This is a genomic window from Escherichia sp. KCJ4928 (genome assembly GCF_004352695.1).
In the GTDB taxonomy this organism is placed as follows: domain Bacteria; phylum Pseudomonadota; class Gammaproteobacteria; order Enterobacterales; family Enterobacteriaceae; genus ECMA0423.
Genome location: NZ_SJWV01000006.1, coordinates 1 through 17,325 on the forward strand (window position 1 = coordinate 1; position 17,325 = coordinate 17,325).

Here is a 17,325-nt window from a genome sequence, read left to right on the forward strand (position 1 = left end):
ATTTAATGCATTAATTCTTAACATTAATTGATCAATAATATTCACCAAATCAATATCAAAAAAAATCGCAAAACATATAATTCAATACAAATCATCAGGATAGGTTTTGCAACGCGTGCATTTTGTCCCCTTTTTCCTCGTTGATTAGATGCAAAAATTTATGCTGAAATATGTCAACCGATGAAAAGCGTCGGTAGTTAAGCAGAAATTAATATCGCTTACTTTAACCACCGCAGCACAATTAGCTAATTTTACGGATGCAGAACTCACGCTGGCGGGACGTTTTTATTGCGTCAGGGTTGACATCCGTTTTTGTATCCAGTAACTCTAAAAGCATATCGCATTCATCTGGAGCTGATTTAATGACTCACATCGTTCGCTTTATCGGTCTACTACTACTAAACGCATCTTCTTTGCGCGGTAGACGAGTGAGCGGCATCCAGCATTAAGCCAGCACGCAGTCAAACAAAAAACCCGCGCCATTGCGCGGGTTTTTTTATGCCCGAAGCGAGGCGCTCTAAAAGAGACAAGGACCCAAACCATGAGCCAGCAAGTCATTATTTTCGATACCACATTGCGCGACGGTGAACAGGCGTTACAGGCAAGCTTGAGTGTGAAAGAAAAACTGCAAATTGCGCTGGCCCTTGAGCGTATGGGTGTTGACGTGATGGAAGTCGGTTTCCCCGTCTCTTCGCCGGGCGATTTTGAATCGGTGCAAACCATCGCCCGCCAGGTTAAAAACAGCCGCGTATGTGCGTTAGCTCGCTGCGTGGAAAAAGATATCGACGTGGCGGCCGAATCCCTGAAAGTCGCCGAAGCCTTCCGTATTCATACCTTTATTGCTACCTCCCCAATGCACATCGCCACCAAGCTGCGCAGCACGCTGGATGAAGTGATCGAACGCGCTATCTATATGGTGAAACGCGCCCGTAATTACACCGATGATGTTGAATTTTCTTGCGAAGATGCCGGGCGTACACCCATTGCCGATCTGGCGCGAGTGGTCGAAGCGGCGATTAATGCCGGTGCCACCACCATCAACATTCCGGACACCGTGGGCTACACCATGCCGTTTGAGTTCGCCGGAATCATCAGCGGCCTGTATGAACGCGTACCTAACATCGACAAAGCCATTATTTCCGTACATACCCACGACGATTTAGGCCTGGCGGTCGGCAACTCACTGGCGGCGGTACATGCCGGTGCACGCCAGGTGGAAGGTGCAATGAACGGGATCGGCGAGCGTGCCGGTAACTGTTCGCTGGAAGAAGTCATCATGGCGATTAAAGTTCGTAAGGATATTCTCAACGTCCACACCGCCATTAATCACCAGGAGATATGGCGCACCAGCCAGTTAGTTAGCCAGATTTGTAATATGCCGATCCCGGCAAACAAAGCCATTGTTGGCAGCGGCGCATTCGCTCACTCCTCCGGTATCCACCAGGATGGCGTGCTGAAAAACCGCGAAAACTACGAAATCATGACACCAGAATCTATTGGTCTGAACCAAATCCAGCTGAATCTGACCTCTCGTTCGGGGCGTGCGGCGGTGAAACATCGCATGGATGAGATGGGGTATAAAGAAAGTGAATATAATTTAGACAATTTGTACGATGCTTTCCTGAAGCTGGCGGACAAAAAAGGTCAGGTGTTTGATTACGATCTGGAGGCGCTGGCCTTCATCGGTAAGCAGCAAGAAGAGCCGGAGCATTTCCGTCTGGATTACTTCAGCGTGCAGTCTGGCTCTAACGATATCGCCACCGCCGCCGTCAAACTGGCCTGTGGCGAAGAAGTCAAAGCAGAAGCCGCCAACGGTAACGGTCCGGTCGATGCCGTCTATCAGGCAATTAACCGCATCACTGACTATAACGTCGAACTGGTGAAATACAGCCTGACCGCCAAAGGTCACGGTAAAGATGCGCTGGGTCAGGTGGATATTGTCGCCAACTACAACGGTCGCCGCTTCCACGGCGTCGGCCTGGCCACCGATATTGTCGAGTCCTCCGCCAAAGCCATGGTGCACGTACTGAACAATATCTGGCGTGCCGCAGAAGTCGAAAAAGAGTTGCAACGCAAAGCTCAACACAACGAAAACAACAAGGAAACCGTGTGATGTCGAAGAATTACCATATTGCCGTATTGCCGGGGGACGGTATTGGTCCGGAAGTGATGACCCAGGCGCTGAAAGTGCTGGATGCCGTGCGCAACCGCTTTGCGATGCGCATCACCACCAGCCATTACGATGTAGGCGGCGCAGCCATTGATAACCACGGGCAACCACTGCCGCCTGCGACGGTTGAAGGTTGTGAGCAAGCCGATGCCGTGCTGTTTGGCTCGGTAGGCGGTCCGAAATGGGAACATTTACCACCAGACCAGCAACCAGAACGCGGCGCGCTGTTGCCTTTGCGTAAGCACTTCAAATTATTCAGCAACCTGCGCCCGGCAAAACTGTATCAGGGGCTGGAAGCATTCTGTCCGCTGCGTGCAGACATTGCCGCTAACGGCTTCGACATCCTGTGCGTGCGCGAACTGACCGGCGGCATCTATTTCGGTCAGCCAAAAGGCCGCGAAGGTAGCGGACAATATGAAAAAGCGTTTGATACCGAGGTGTATCACCGTTTTGAGATCGAGCGTATTGCCCGCATCGCGTTTGAATCTGCTCGTAAACGTCGCCACAAAGTCACCTCAATCGACAAAGCTAACGTGCTGCAATCCTCTATTTTATGGCGTGAAATCGTCAACGAGATCGCCACGGAATACCCGGATGTCGAACTGGCGCATATGTACATCGACAACGCCACCATGCAGCTGATTAAAGATCCATCACAGTTTGACGTTCTGCTGTGCTCCAACCTGTTTGGCGACATTCTGTCTGACGAGTGCGCAATGATCACTGGCTCGATGGGGATGTTGCCTTCCGCCAGCCTGAACGAGCAAGGTTTTGGTCTGTATGAACCGGCAGGCGGCTCAGCACCAGATATCGCAGGCAAAAACATCGCCAACCCGATTGCGCAAATTCTGTCGCTGGCACTGCTGCTGCGCTACAGCCTGGATGCCGATGATGCGGCTTGCGCCATTGAACGCGCCATTAACCGCGCATTAGAAGAAGGCATTCGCACCGGGGATTTAGCCCGTGGCGCTGCCGCCGTTAGTACCGATGAAATGGGCGATATCATTGCCCGCTATGTGGCAGAAGGGGTGTAATCATGGCTAAAACGTTATACGAAAAATTATTCGACGCTCACGTAGTGTACGAAGCCGAAAACGAAACCCCGCTGTTATATATCGACCGCCACCTGGTGCATGAAGTGACCTCACCGCAGGCGTTCGATGGTCTGCGCGCCCACGGTCGCCCGGTACGTCAGCCGGGCAAAACCTTCGCCACTATGGATCACAACGTCTCTACCCAGACGAAAGACATTAATGCCTGTGGTGAAATGGCGCGCATCCAGATGCAGGAGCTGATTAAAAACTGCAAAGAATTTGGCGTCGAACTGTATGACCTGAATCACCCGTATCAGGGGATCGTCCACGTAATGGGGCCGGAACAGGGCGTCACCTTGCCGGGGATGACCATTGTCTGCGGCGACTCGCATACCGCCACCCACGGCGCGTTTGGCGCACTGGCCTTTGGTATCGGCACTTCCGAAGTTGAACACGTACTGGCAACGCAAACCCTGAAACAGGGCCGCGCAAAAACCATGAAAATTGAAGTCCAGGGCAAAGCCGCGCCGGGCATTACCGCAAAAGATATCGTGCTGGCAATTATCGGTAAAACCGGTAGCGCAGGCGGCACCGGGCATGTGGTGGAGTTTTGCGGCGAAGCAATCCGTGATTTAAGCATGGAAGGTCGTATGACCCTGTGCAATATGGCAATCGAAATGGGCGCAAAAGCCGGTCTGGTTGCACCGGACGAAACCACCTTTAACTATGTCAAAGGCCGTTTGCATGCGCCGAAAGGCAAAGATTTCGACGACGCCGTTGCCTACTGGAAAACCCTGCAAACCGACGAAGGCGCAACTTTCGATACCGTTGTCACTCTGCAAGCAGAAGAAATTTCACCGCAGGTCACCTGGGGCACCAATCCAGGCCAGGTGATTTCCGTGAACGACAATATTCCCGATCCGGCTTCGTTTGCCGATCCGGTTGAACGCGCGTCGGCAGAAAAAGCGCTGGCCTATATGGGGCTGAAACCGGGCATTCCGCTGACCGAAGTGGCTATCGACAAAGTGTTTATCGGTTCCTGTACCAACTCGCGCATTGAAGATTTACGCGCGGCAGCGGAGATCGCCAAAGGGCGAAAAGTCGCGCCAGGCGTGCAGGCACTGGTGGTTCCCGGCTCTGGCCCGGTAAAAGCCCAGGCGGAAGCGGAAGGTCTGGATAAAATCTTTATTGAAGCCGGTTTTGAATGGCGCTTGCCTGGCTGCTCAATGTGTCTGGCGATGAACAACGACCGTCTGAATCCGGGCGAACGTTGTGCATCCACCAGCAACCGTAACTTTGAAGGCCGCCAGGGGCGCGGCGGGCGCACGCATCTGGTCAGCCCGGCAATGGCTGCCGCTGCTGCTGTGACCGGACATTTCGCCGACATTCGCAACATTAAATAAGGAGCACACCATGGCAGAGAAATTTATCAAACACACAGGCCTGGTGGTTCCGCTGGATGCCGCCAATGTCGATACCGATGCAATCATCCCGAAACAGTTTTTGCAGAAAGTGACCCGTACGGGTTTTGGCGCGCATCTGTTTAACGACTGGCGTTTTCTCGATGAAAAAGGCCAACAGCCAAACCCGGACTTCGTGCTGAACTTCCCGCAGTATCAGGGCGCTTCCATTTTGCTGGCACGAGAAAACTTCGGCTGTGGCTCCTCGCGTGAGCACGCGCCCTGGGCATTGACCGACTACGGTTTTAAAGTGGTGATTGCGCCGAGTTTTGCTGACATCTTCTACGGCAATAGCTTTAACAACCAGCTGCTGCCGGTGAAATTAAGCGATGCAGAAGTGGACGAACTGTTTGCGCTGGTGAAAGCCAATCCGGGGATCCATTTCGACGTGGATCTGGAAGCGCAAGAGGTGAAAGCGGGAGAGAAAACCTATCGCTTTACCATCGATGCCTTCCGCCGCCACTGCATGATGAACGGTCTGGACAGTATTGGGCTTACCTTGCAGCACGACGACGCCATTGCCGCTTATGAAGCAAAACAACCTGCGTTTATGAATTAATCCCCTTGCCCGGTCAAATGACCGGGCTTTCCGCTATCGTCCACGTCATCAAACGTCTTTAACCTTTGCGGTTAAAAATAATGCGACAACAGAAATAACCGCAATTACCCAGTAGACAGCAAAGTGCCCCCAACTTTGTGCAATTGCTCCCTGAATAACGCCAGCCAGAATTACCCCGGTAGAAATACTGTTAGTAAATAAGGTGGTAGCTGCCCCCGCTCTTCCAGGCATTAAATCCTGAAACCATAGCATCCCAATACCCGCAACAATGCCGATAAATACAGCGTTAAAAAGTTGCAGCGTCATCAACGCCATACGGCTATGAAAGAAAATCAATCCGGTGTAAAACAGTACTCCTGCCGCCACTGCTATGACCATCATTCGCCGCTTACCATAACGTTTGACATAGTAGCCAGCCAGAATCATTGCTGGTATTTCCAGTCCAGCTGCCGTCCCCATCAGGAAACCCGCCAGTTTGTCTGGCAATCCTAACTCGCTACTGATCCACAACGGCATATCAATAATGTACATGGTGTTGCAGGTCCACATTAACGTCGAGGCGACAAATAACATCCGTACGTTACTATCCTGCCAGCCACCTTGCATTGATAAAGCATTTTCCGACGGCAGTTCTACCCACGCCACAGACGGAAGCATAAATGCAATCAATACCAGACTGAGTGTGAATATCCCGGCGGCAATCGAAAACATCACCGTAAAGCCGTAATTCAACGCCAGCATAAAGGCCAACGGTGGACCGATAACCCATGCCAGAGAAAGCTGCGCACGCATCACCGAGCTAAACATCACCACTTCTCGCGCCGAGTTATCCGCATATTCCCGCGCCAGAGCAAATAACTGTGGCATTGCCGTATTGGCCAGAGATGCCAGAAGCACACCACAGGTGATAAGCGTCAGATAATGACGATTAAATGCAAACAATAGCGCATTGCCGATAGCCATCAAACAGCAAAATATAATCAGTTTTCGCCGATCGCCCTGACTGTCAGAACGTTTTGCCAACCAGAGGCTTACGCCGATCCCAGCAATAGCATTCACCGTATAAAAGAGTCCGATCCAGAAAGGTTGCGCGCCAACCTCACGACTCAGAAATAAGCTCAATGTAGGAGCCTGTAGCGCCCCGGCCACCCCCATCATAAAAGCGACCAGCATAAATGCCGCGTAAACACCGTTCATACGGCGAGCCATCGTCATTATCCAGATCATACGTTCCCTTTTTAGCGCGGCGAGAATAAAAAAAACCAGCAGGTATAATCTGCTGGCGGGTGATTTTACACCAATACTCAGTCACACATGATGCAGGCAAGTCAACTTTCAGAATTGCGGTCATCCCACTGCATCAGTCCTTCAAGCATGGTTAATCGTTGTGGGACGCTTAACCAACGCAACCAACACAACTTCGCTGTCGCGGTAAAATAGTGCTGATAAAACTGACGCATGGGGCACCTCCTTGCTTCATCGTTAGGAATTATTGACTTAATATAGGGAAAATAAAATTGCTGTCTTTTGCGCAGGAGTTCCCCTTTTATGCCATCTGCTCGTCTGCAACAACAGTTCATCCGCCTGTGGCAATGCTGCGAGGGTAAATCGCAGGACACAACGCTCAACGAACTGGCAGCGTTATTGAGCTGCTCGCGTCGTCATATGCGTACCCTGCTCAACACCATGCAGGATCGCGGCTGGCTGACGTGGGAAGCGGAAGTCGGGCGCGGTAAACGCTCGCGTCTGACATTCCTCTATACCGGGCTGGCGCTTCAGCAACAGCGGGCGGAAGACCTGCTGGAGCAGGATCGTATCGACCAACTAGTGCAGTTGGTTGGCGACAAAGCGACTGTGCGGCAAATGCTGGTTTCTCATCTGGGCCGCAGCTTCCGCCAGGGGCGGCACATCCTGCGCGTGCTCTACTATCGTCCGTTGCGTAATCTGCTACCTGGCAGCGCATTGCGCCGTTCCGAAACCCATATTGCCCGGCAAATCTTCAGTTCGCTAACGCGCATAAATGAGGAAAATGGGGAACTGGAAGCAGACATCGCCCACCACTGGCAGCAAATATCACCGCTTCACTGGCGTTTCTTTTTGCGTCCAGGAGTCCATTTTCATCATGGTCGTGAACTGGAAATGGACGACGTGATCGCCTCTTTAAAACGAATCAATACGCTGCCGCTCTATTCGCATATTGCGGACATTGTGTCGCCGACGCCCTGGACGCTGGATATCCATCTCACGCAACCGGACCGCTGGTTACCGTTACTGCTGGGACAAGTTCCGGCGATGATCCTGCCGCGCGAATGGGAAACCCTCAGTAACTTTGCCAGCCATCCCATCGGCACCGGTCCGTATGCGGTGATCCGCAACACCACCAATCAACTGAAAATTCAGGCATTCGATGACTTCTTCGGTTACCGGGCATTAATCGATGAAGTTAACGTCTGGGTTCTGCCGGAAATTGCCGACGAGCCAGCTGGAGGTCTGATGCTAAAAGGTCCACAGGGCGAGGAAAAAGAGATTGAAAGCCGCCTGGAGGAAGGTTGCTACTATTTACTGTTCGACAGCCGCACCCATCGCGGGGCGAATCAGCAAGTCAGGGACTGGGTAAGCTATGTGCTTTCTCCAACTAATCTGGTCTATTTCGCTGAGGAACAGTACCAGCAACTGTGGTTCCCGGCTTATGGACTGCTCCCCCGTTGGCACCATGCCCGCACCATAAAGAGCGAAAAACCGGCTGGCCTGGAAAGCCTCACCCTGACCTTTTATCAGGATCACAGTGAGCATCGGGTGATTGCCGGGATCATGCAGCAGATTCTGGCAAGTCACCAGGTCACGCTGGAAATCAAAGAGATCAGCTACGATCAGTGGCATGAAGGAGAGATCGAGAGCGATATCTGGCTTAATAGCGCCAACTTTACGCTGCCGCTGGATTTTTCGCTGTTCGCGCACTTGTGCGAGGTGCCGCTGCTCCAACACTGTATTCCGATCGACTGGCAAGCCGACGCCGCCCGCTGGCGCAATGGCGAAATGAACCTGGCGAACTGGTGCCAGCAACTGGTCGCCAGTAAAGCAATGGTGCCGCTTATCCACCACTGGCTGATCATTCAGGGACAACGCAGTATGCGCGGCCTGCGTATGAATACCCTCGGCTGGTTCGATTTTAAATCAGCGTGGTTTGCGCCGCCGGATCCATGATTGCTGGTAGATAACAAAATCACTACACTAACGCCGTTCTCAACGGGGTGCCACGCAAACGCGTGCGCTGAGAAAATACCCGTCGAACCTGATCCGGATAACGCCGGCGAAGGGATTTGAGGCTCCTTCTCAAGTCCTTTGCCACTCTTTTTTGAGGTGCAAAGTGTTAAAAAAATGTCTTCCCCTGCTGTTGCTGTGCACAGCGCCCGTTTTCGCTAAACCCGTTCTGACTGTTTATACCTACGATTCCTTCGCCGCCGACTGGGGGCCTGGTCCAAAGATCAAAAAAGCTTTTGAAGCCGACTGTAACTGCGAACTGAAACTGGTGGCGCTGGAAGATGGCGTTTCGCTTCTCAACCGTCTACGGATGGAAGGCAAAAATAGTAAAGCCGATGTGGTGCTGGGGCTGGATAACAATCTGTTAGACGCCGCCAGTAAAACCGGACTATTTGCCAAAAGCGGTGTGGCAGCGGATGCCGTTAACGTTCCCGGCGGCTGGAATAATGACACTTTCGTCCCGTTTGATTACGGCTATTTCGCCTTCGTCTATGACAAGAACAAACTGAAAAACCCGCCGCAAAGCCTGAAAGAATTGGTTGAGAGCGATCAAAACTGGCGGGTGATTTATCAGGATCCGCGCACCAGTACGCCGGGGCTGGGCCTGCTGTTGTGGATGCAAAAAGTCTATGGCGATGACGCCCCACAAGCCTGGCAAAAACTGGCGAAGAAAACCGTCACGGTCACCAAAGGCTGGAGCGAAGCCTACGGCCTGTTTTTAAAAGGTGAAAGCGATCTGGTACTGAGTTACACCACCTCTCCGGCTTATCACATTCTCGAAGAGAAAAAAGATAACTACGCCGCCGCGAACTTTAGCGAAGGTCACTATCTGCAGGTGGAAGTCGCCGCCCGCACCGCTGCCAGCAAGCAGCCGGAGCTGGCGCAAAAATTCCTCCAGTTTATGGTTTCTCCGGCTTTTCAGAATGCGATCCCAACCGGTAACTGGATGTATCCGGTGGCAAATGTCACGCTGCCTGCCGGGTTTGAACAATTGACCAAACCGGCCACCACGCTGGAGTTCACACCAGCTGAAGTGGCGGCACAACGTCAGGCATGGATTAGCGAATGGCAACGCGCCGTCAGCCGTTAATTCCCGGCTGGTTAATTCCAGGTGTAAGCGCCGCCACGCTGGTGGTAGCGGTTGCGCTCGCGGCGTTTCTCGCCCTGTGGTGGAACGCGCCGCAGGGTAACTGGGTGGCAGTCTGGCAGGACAGCTACCTGTGGCATGTGGTGCGCTTCTCCTTCTGGCAGGCGTTTCTCTCGGCGCTACTCTCTGTCGTACCCGCGATATTCCTCGCCCGCGCCCTCTATCGCAGGCGCTTTCCGGGTCGGCTGGCGCTGTTGCGTCTGTGCGCAATGACCTTGATCCTCCCGGTGCTAGTTGCTGTTTTCGGCATTCTTAGCGTCTATGGTCGTCAGGGCTGGCTGGCATCGCTCTGCCAATCGCTCGGTCTGGAGTGGACCTTTTCGCCCTACGGCCTGCAAGGCATTTTGCTGGCGCACGTATTTTTTAATCTGCCGATGGCGAGCCGCTTATTACTCCAGGCACTGGAAAACATTCCCGGCGAACAACGTCAGCTTGCCGCCCAGCTTGGGATGCGCGGCTGGCATTTTTTCCGCTTCGTCGAATGGCCGTGGCTACGGCGACAAATCCCGCCGGTTGCCGCGCTTATCTTTATGCTCTGTTTCGCCAGCTTCGCCACCGTGCTATCGCTGGGCGGCGGTCCGCAGGCAACTACTATCGAGCTGGCTATTTATCAGGCGCTGAGTTACGACTACGATCCTGCCCGCGCGGCGATGCTGGCGCTGCTCCAGATGGTGTGTTGCCTTGGGCTGGTGCTGTTGAGTCAGCGACTAAGTAAGGCCATTGCGCCCGGTACCACGCTGCTGCAAGGCTGGCGCGATCCGGACGATCGTCTGCATAGCCGCATTTGCGACACGGTGTTAATAGTGCTGGCGCTGCTGCTGTTGCTGCCACCGTTGCTGGCGGTGATCGTCGATGGCGTAAATCGCCAGTTGCCGGAAGTGCTGGCACAACCGGTGCTGTGGCAGGCGCTGTGGACCTCGTTGCGTATTGCGCTGGCGGCAGGTGTATTGTGCGTAGTGCTGACCATGATGCTGCTATGGAGCAGTCGCGAACTGCGGGCGCGGCAGAAAATGCTGGCGGGTCAGGCGCTGGAGATGAGCGGCATGTTGATCCTCGCCATGCCGGGGATTGTGCTGGCTACCGGCTTCTTTTTACTGCTCAACAACACTATCGGCCTGCCACAATCTGCTGACGGCATTGTGATTTTCACCAATGCGTTAATGGCGATCCCTTATGCGCTGAAAGTACTGGAAAACCCGATGCGCGATATCACCGCCCGCTACAGTATGTTGTGTCAGTCGCTGGGCATTGAAGGCTGGTCGCGCTTAAAAGTGGTCGAGCTGCGCGCCCTGAAACGTCCACTGGCGCAGGCGCTGGCTTTTGCCTGCGTGCTGTCGATTGGTGATTTTGGCGTAGTGGCGTTGTTCGGTAACGATGATTTCCGTACCCTGCCGTTTTATCTCTACCAGCAAATTGGCTCCTATCGCAGCCAGGACGGTGCGGTCACCGCGTTAATTCTGCTGCTGCTCTGTTTTCTGCTGTTTACCGTGATTGAAAAACTACCGGGGCGAAATGTTAAAACTGACTGATATCACCTGGCTTTATCACCATTTGCCGATGCGTTTTAGCTTAACGGTGGAACGCGGCGAGCAGGTGGCGATCCTCGGGCCAAGCGGCGCGGGTAAAAGTACCCTGCTGAATTTGATTGCCGGTTTTCTGACGCCAGCCAGCGGTTCGCTGACTATCGATGGCGTAGATCACACAACTATGCCGCCGTCACGCCGTCCGGTGTCGATGCTGTTTCAGGAGAACAACCTGTTCAGCCACCTGACGGTCGCGCAGAACATCGGGCTGGGGCTTAATCCAGGACTGAAGCTGAACGCGGCACAGCAGGAGAAAATGCACGCGATTGCCCGTCAGATGGGGATTGATAATTTAATGGCGCGGTTACCGGGCGAGCTTTCCGGCGGTCAGCGACAGCGCGTGGCGTTAGCGCGTTGTCTGGTACGCGAACAACCGATTTTATTGCTCGATGAACCGTTTTCTGCGCTCGATCCGGCGCTGCGTCAGGAGATGCTGACGCTGGTGAGCACGAGCTGCCAGCAGCAAAAAATGACGCTATTGATGGTGTCGCACAGCGTGGAAGATGCGGCGCGGATTGCCACGCGCTCGGTGGTGGTCGCCGACGGGCGTATCGCCTGGCAGGGTAAGACCGATGAGTTGTTGAGCGGTAAGGCGAGAGCTTCGGCACTATTGGGGATTACGGGTTAGTATGCACTGTCGGATGCGGCGTGAACGCCTTATCCGACCTACGGACAGTGCGTTTTGTAGGCCTGATAAGACGCGGCAAGCGTCGCATCAGGCAACCCGCCCTAAACCCCAACCACTTTACGCAAAATATCGATATACACCGGCATCAACGGGTGGCGAATTAACACCACCAGCGCCACCACGCCGATGGCAGAAATCAACGGCGTCAGCCACAACAAACGACCGCGGGACAAATAATGACTCAAACGGTCAGTCGCTTTACCGCTGCGCCATAACCGCCAGCACAGCCAGCCACCAACCCACAAAAATACCGCTGTTGCCAGCAGCAACCATTTAAACTCACCGCTCTGCATTCCGGCAGGAATATCGATCGCCGCGCCCGCCAGAATCCCCGGCAGGAAGTAAAACGGCGGCCATAACAGGCAGCCAATAATATTTGGCGTGATAAATTTTGCCACCGGCAGATCCAGCATTCCCGCCACCATTGGCACCAGCGGACGCGTCGGGCCAACAAAACGACCGACCAGAATGGTGAACATGCTGTGTTGATGCAACGCATGTTCAGTTTTATCGAGTAATACTTTGTTTTTCTTCAGAAATGACCAGCGATGCAACGGCTTTTTAAAACGCCAGCCCAGCCAGAAGGAGATCCAGTCGCCCAGCAGGCAACCGACGATCCCTGCCAGCCAGGCGTGCCAGAAACTTAACTCGCCGCTGCCAATCAGCGCTCCCAGCCCCGCCATCAGCACCGTACCGGGTAGAATCAAACCGACCAGCGCCAGCGACTCCAGAAAGGCCACCAACACCACCGCCATCAATGAATACACGGTAGATTGGGTAATAAAGTGTTCCAGCAATGCTTGCATAATGTGCCTGTCAAATGGACGAAGCAGGGATTCTGCAAACCCTATGCTACTCCGTCAAGCCGTCAATTGTCTGATTCGTTACCAATTATGACAACTTGACGGCTACATCATTCACTTTTTCTTCACAACCGGCACGGAACTCGCTCGGGCTGGCCCCGGTGCATTTTTTAAATACTCGCGAGAAATAGAGTTGATCGTCAAAACCAACATTGCGACCGACGGTGGCGATAGGCATCCGGGTGGTGCTCAAAAGCAGCTTCGCCTGGCTGATACGTTGGTCCTCGCGCCAGCTTAAGACGCTAATCCCTAACTGCTGGCGGAAAAGATGTGACAGACGCGACGGTGACAAGCAAACATGCTGTGCGACGCTGGCGATATCAAAATTGCTGTCTGCCAGGTGATCGCTGATGTACTGACAAGCCTCGCGTACCCGATTATCCATCGGTGGATGGAGCGACTCGTTAATCGCTTCCATGCGCCGCAGTAACAATTGCTCAAGCAGATTTATCGCCAGCAGCTCCGAATAGCGCCCTTCCCCTTGCCCGGCGTTAATGATTTGCCCAAACAGGTCGCTGAAATGCGGCTGGTGCGCTTCATCCGGGCGAAAGAAACCCGTATTGGCAAATATTGACGGCCAGTTAAGCCATTCATGCCAGTAGGCGCGCGGACGAAAGTAAACCCACTGGTGATACCATTCGCGAGCCTCCGGATGACGACCGTAGTGATGAATCTCTCCTGGCGGGAACAGCAAAATGTCACCCGGTCGGCAAACAAATTCTCGTCCCTGATTTTTCACCACCCCCTGACCGCGAATGGTGAGATTGAGAATATAACCTTTCATTCCCAGCGGTCGGTCGATAAAAAAATCGAGATAACCGTTGGCCTCAATCGGCGTTAAACCCGCCACCAGATGGGCATTAAACGAGTATCCCGGCAGCAGGGGATCATTTTGCGCTTCAGCCATACTTTTCATACTCCCGCCATTCAGAGAAGAAACCAATTGTCCATATTGCATCAGACATTGCCGTCACTGCGTCTTTTACTGGCTCTTCTCGCTAACCCAACCGGTAACCCCGCTTATTAAAAGCATTCTGTAACAAAGCGGGACCAAAGCCATGACAAAAACGCGTAACAAAAGTGTCTATAATCACGGCAGAAAAGTCCACATTGATTATTTGCACGGCGTCACACTTTGCTATGCCATAGCATTTTTATCCATAAGATTAGCGGATCCTACCTGACGCTTTTTATCGCAACTCTCTACTGTTTCTCCATACCCGTTTTTTTGGATGGAGTGAAACGATGGCGATTGCAATTGGCCTCGATTTTGGCAGTGATTCTGTGCGAGCTTTGGCGGTGGACTGCGCCAGCGGTGAAGAGATCGCCACCAGCGTAGAGTGGTATCCCCGTTGGCAAAAAGGGCAATTTTGTGATGCCCCGAATAACCAGTTCCGTCATCATCCGCGTGACTACATTGAGTCAATGGAAGCGGCACTGAAAACCGTGCTTGCAGAGCTTAGCGTCGAACAGCGCGCAGCTGTGGTCGGGATTGGCGTTGACACAACCGGCTCGACGCCCGCACCGATTGATGCCGACGGTAACGTGCTGGCGCTGCGCCCGGAGTTTGCCGAAAACCCGAACGCGATGTTCGTATTGTGGAAAGACCACACTGCGGTTGAAGAAGCGGAAGAGATTACCCGTTTGTGCCACGCGCCGGGCAACGTTGACTACTCCCGCTACATTGGCGGTATTTATTCCAGCGAATGGTTCTGGGCAAAAATCCTGCATGTGACTCGCCAGGACACCGCCGTGGCGCAATCTGCCGCATCGTGGATTGAGCTGTGCGACTGGGTGCCAGCTCTGCTTTCCGGTACCACCCGCCCGCAGGATATTCGTCGCGGACGTTGCAGCGCCGGGCATAAGTCGCTATGGCACGAAAGCTGGGGTGGCTTGCCGCCAGCCAGTTTCTTTGATGAGCTGGACCCGATCCTCAATCGCCATTTGCCTTCCCCGCTGTTCACTGACACCTGGACTGCCGATATTCCGGTGGGCACCTTATGCCCGGAATGGGCGCAGCGTCTCGGCCTGCCTGAAAGCGTGGTGATTTCCGGCGGCGCGTTTGACTGCCATATGGGCGCAGTTGGCGCAGGCGCACAGCCTAACGCACTGGTAAAAGTTATCGGTACTTCCACCTGCGACATTCTGATTGCCGACAAACAGAGCGTTGGCGAGCGGGCAGTGAAAGGTATTTGCGGTCAGGTTGATGGCAGCGTGGTACCTGGATTTATCGGTCTGGAAGCAGGCCAATCGGCGTTTGGTGATATCTACGCCTGGTTTGGTCGCGTACTCGGCTGGCCGCTGGAACAGCTTGCCGCCCAGCATCCGGAACTGAAAGCGCAAATCAACGCCAGCCAGAAACAACTGCTTCCGGCGCTGACCGAAGCATGGGCCAAAAATCCGTCTCTGGATCACCTGCCGGTGGTGCTCGACTGGTTTAACGGCCGCCGCACACCGAACGCTAACCAACGCCTGAAAGGGGTGATTACCGATCTTAACCTCGCTACCGACGCTCCGCTGCTGTTCGGCGGTTTGATTGCTGCCACCGCCTTTGGCGCACGCGCAATCATGGAGTGCTTTACCGATCAGGGGATCGCCGTCAATAACGTGATGGCGCTGGGCGGCATCGCGCGGAAAAACCAGGTCATTATGCAGGCCTGCTGCGACGTGCTGAATCGCCCGCTGCAAATTGTTGCCTCTGACCAGTGCTGTGCGCTCGGTGCGGCGATTTTTGCTGCCGTCGCCGCGAAAGTGCACGCAGACATCCCATCAGCCCAGCAAAAAATGGCCAGTGCGGTAGAGAAAACCCTGCAACCGCGCAGCGAACAGGCACAACGCTTTGAACAGCTTTATCGCCGCTATCAGCAATGGGCGATGAGCGCCGAACAACACTATCTTCCAACTTCCGCCCCGGCACAGGCTGCCCAGGCCGTTGCGACTCTATAAGGACACGATAATGACGATTTTTGATAATTATGAAGTGTGGTTTGTCATTGGCAGCCAGCATCTGTATGGCCCGGAAACCCTGCGTCAGGTCACCCAACATGCCGAGCACGTTGTTAATGCGCTGAATACGGAAGCGAAACTGCCCTGCAAACTAGTGTTGAAACCGCTGGGCACCACGCCGGATGAAATCACCGCTATTTGCCGCGACGCGAATTACGACGATCGTTGCGCTGGTCTGGTGGTGTGGCTGCACACCTTCTCCCCGGCCAAAATGTGGATCAACGGCCTGACCATGCTCAACAAACCGTTGCTGCAATTCCACACCCAGTTTAACGCGGCGCTGCCGTGGGACAGTATCGATATGGACTTTATGAACCTGAACCAGACTGCACATGGCGGTCGCGAGTTCGGCTTCATTGGCGCGCGTATGCGTCAGCAACATGCCGTGGTTACCGGTCACTGGCAGGATAAACAAGCCCATGAGCGTATCGGCTCCTGGATGCGCCAGGCGGTCTCTAAACAGGATACCCGTCATCTGAAAGTCTGCCGTTTTGGCGATAACATGCGTGAAGTAGCGGTCACCGATGGTGATAAAGTTGCCGCACAGATCAAGTTCGGTTTCTCCGTCAATACCTGGGCGGTTGGCGATCTGGTGCAGGTGGTGAACTCCATCAGCGACGGCGATGTTAACGCGCTGGTCGATGAGTACGAAAGCTGCTACACCATGACGCCTGCCACACAAATCCACGGCGAAAAACGACAGAACGTGCTGGAAGCGGCGCGTATTGAGCTGGGGATGAAGCGTTTCCTGGAACAAGGTGGCTTCCACGCGTTCACCACCACCTTTGAAGATTTGCACGGTCTGAAACAGCTTCCAGGTCTGGCCGTACAGCGTCTGATGCAGCAGGGTTACGGCTTTGCGGGCGAAGGCGACTGGAAAACCGCCGCCCTGCTTCGCATCATGAAGGTGATGTCAACCGGTCTGCAGGGCGGCACCTCCTTTATGGAGGACTACACCTATCACTTCGAGAAAGGTAATGACCTGGTGCTCGGCTCCCATATGCTGGAAGTCTGCCCGTCGATTGCCGTAGAAGAGAAACCGATCCTCGACGTTCAGCATCTCGGTATTGGTGGTAAGGACGATCCTGCCCGACTGATCTTCAATACCCAAACCGGTCCAGCGATTGTCGCCAGCCTGATTGATCTCGGCGATCGTTACCGTCTGCTGGTTAACTGTATCGACACGGTGAAAACACCGCACTCCCTGCCGAAACTGCCGGTGGCGAATGCGCTGTGGAAAGCGCAACCGGATCTGCCAACTGCTTCCGAAGCGTGGATCCTTGCTGGTGGCGCGCACCATACCGTCTTCAGCCATGCGCTGAACCTCAACGATATGCGCCAGTTCGCCGAGATGCACGACATTGAAATCACGGTGATTGATAACGACACCCGCCTGCCAGCGTTTAAAGACGCACTGCGCTGGAACGAAGTGTATTACGGATTTCGTCGCTAAGTAGCCACATCAGGTATGTAACGCCTGATGCGACGCTGACGCGTCTTATCTGGCCTACACGCTGCGATTTTGTAGGCCGGATAAGCAAAGCGCATCCGGCA

15 protein-coding genes and 1 riboswitch are annotated in these 17,325 nt (G+C 53.9%); of the genes, 11 read left to right on the forward strand and 4 right to left on the reverse strand.

Features of this window, described 5'->3' with window-relative positions; translation table 11 throughout:
• The first annotated feature begins 362 nt into the window (after positions 1-362).
• From leuL to leuD, 5 genes are all read left to right on the forward strand, one after another.
• A complete protein-coding gene (gene leuL, locus E0D98_RS01830; protein ID WP_001300467.1) occupies positions 363-449 on the forward strand; it encodes a leu operon leader peptide in 87 nt (28 codons plus the stop codon).
• 92 nt (positions 450-541) lie between these two features.
• Positions 542-2,113 carry a 2-isopropylmalate synthase gene (gene leuA / locus E0D98_RS01835; RefSeq protein WP_000082846.1) on the forward strand — a complete coding sequence of 524 codons (1,572 nt, stop codon included), beginning with the start codon at positions 542-544 and terminating at the stop codon, positions 2,111-2,113.
• Complete coding sequence (leuB, locus tag E0D98_RS01840) at positions 2,113-3,204, forward strand: 3-isopropylmalate dehydrogenase (RefSeq protein WP_000042353.1); 1,092 nt, start codon at positions 2,113-2,115, stop codon at positions 3,202-3,204. Before leuA ends, leuB begins: the two co-directional genes overlap by 1 nt.
• Positions 3,205-3,206: 2 nt before the next feature.
• On the forward strand, positions 3,207-4,607 hold the full coding sequence (gene leuC / locus E0D98_RS01845) for a 3-isopropylmalate dehydratase large subunit (RefSeq protein WP_001140652.1): 1,401 nt from the start codon (positions 3,207-3,209) through the stop codon (positions 4,605-4,607).
• Positions 4,608-4,617: 10 nt separating this feature from the next.
• Positions 4,618-5,223: a 3-isopropylmalate dehydratase small subunit gene (gene leuD / locus E0D98_RS01850; protein WP_000818228.1), complete on the forward strand. Its 606-nt coding sequence runs from the start codon at positions 4,618-4,620 to the stop codon at positions 5,221-5,223.
• A gap of 48 nt (positions 5,224-5,271) precedes the next feature.
• Here the strand turns inward: leuD and setA are convergent, their stop codons facing one another.
• Together setA and sgrT are read right to left on the reverse strand one after the other, a co-directional pair.
• A complete protein-coding gene (gene setA, locus E0D98_RS01855) occupies positions 5,272-6,450 on the reverse strand; it encodes a sugar efflux transporter SetA (RefSeq protein ID WP_050877040.1) in 1,179 nt (392 codons plus the stop codon).
• Between the two features lie 101 nt (positions 6,451-6,551).
• Positions 6,552-6,683 carry a glucose uptake inhibitor SgrT gene (gene sgrT / locus E0D98_RS01860; RefSeq protein ID WP_001248770.1) on the reverse strand — a complete coding sequence of 44 codons (132 nt, stop codon included), beginning with the start codon at positions 6,681-6,683 and terminating at the stop codon, positions 6,552-6,554.
• Positions 6,684-6,771: 88 nt separating this feature from the next.
• Between sgrT and sgrR the strand changes: the two genes are divergently transcribed.
• The 4 genes from sgrR to thiQ all read left to right on the forward strand — a co-directional run bounded on the left by sgrR (position 6,772) and on the right by thiQ (position 11,842).
• Positions 6,772-8,427, forward strand: a complete 1,656-nt coding sequence (gene sgrR, locus E0D98_RS01865; protein WP_001297366.1) for a DNA-binding transcriptional regulator SgrR — start codon at positions 6,772-6,774, stop codon at positions 8,425-8,427.
• A gap of 33 nt (positions 8,428-8,460) precedes the next feature.
• Positions 8,461-8,560: riboswitch (TPP riboswitch) on the forward strand.
• Between the two features lie 30 nt (positions 8,561-8,590).
• Complete coding sequence (gene thiB, locus E0D98_RS01870) at positions 8,591-9,574, forward strand: thiamine ABC transporter substrate binding subunit (RefSeq protein WP_001295536.1); 984 nt, start codon at positions 8,591-8,593, stop codon at positions 9,572-9,574.
• A complete protein-coding gene (gene thiP / locus E0D98_RS01875) occupies positions 9,550-11,160 on the forward strand; it encodes a thiamine/thiamine pyrophosphate ABC transporter permease ThiP (protein WP_000235706.1) in 1,611 nt (536 codons plus the stop codon). Before thiB ends, thiP begins: the two co-directional genes overlap by 25 nt.
• Positions 11,144-11,842 carry a thiamine ABC transporter ATP-binding protein ThiQ gene (gene thiQ / locus E0D98_RS01880; protein ID WP_000916280.1) on the forward strand — a complete coding sequence of 233 codons (699 nt, stop codon included), beginning with the start codon at positions 11,144-11,146 and terminating at the stop codon, positions 11,840-11,842. Before thiP ends, thiQ begins: the two co-directional genes overlap by 17 nt.
• Positions 11,843-11,943: 101 nt before the next feature.
• Here thiQ and E0D98_RS01885 read toward each other — a convergent pair whose 3' ends face one another.
• On the reverse strand, positions 11,944-12,708 hold the full coding sequence (locus tag E0D98_RS01885) for a DedA family protein (RefSeq protein WP_001148413.1): 765 nt from the start codon (positions 12,706-12,708) through the stop codon (positions 11,944-11,946).
• Between the two features lie 85 nt (positions 12,709-12,793).
• Complete coding sequence (gene araC, locus E0D98_RS01890; protein ID WP_001300811.1) at positions 12,794-13,672, reverse strand: arabinose operon transcriptional regulator AraC; 879 nt, start codon at positions 13,670-13,672, stop codon at positions 12,794-12,796.
• Positions 13,673-14,010: 338 nt separating this feature from the next.
• Between araC and araB the strand changes: the two genes are divergently transcribed.
• Both araB and araA read left to right on the forward strand, forming a co-directional pair.
• Positions 14,011-15,711, forward strand: a complete 1,701-nt coding sequence (gene araB, locus E0D98_RS01895) for a ribulokinase (RefSeq protein WP_000951795.1) — start codon at positions 14,011-14,013, stop codon at positions 15,709-15,711.
• A 10-nt stretch (positions 15,712-15,721) separates the two neighbouring features.
• A complete protein-coding gene (gene araA, locus E0D98_RS01900; protein WP_000151734.1) occupies positions 15,722-17,224 on the forward strand; it encodes an L-arabinose isomerase in 1,503 nt (500 codons plus the stop codon).
• The last annotated feature ends 101 nt before the right edge of the window (positions 17,225-17,325 follow it).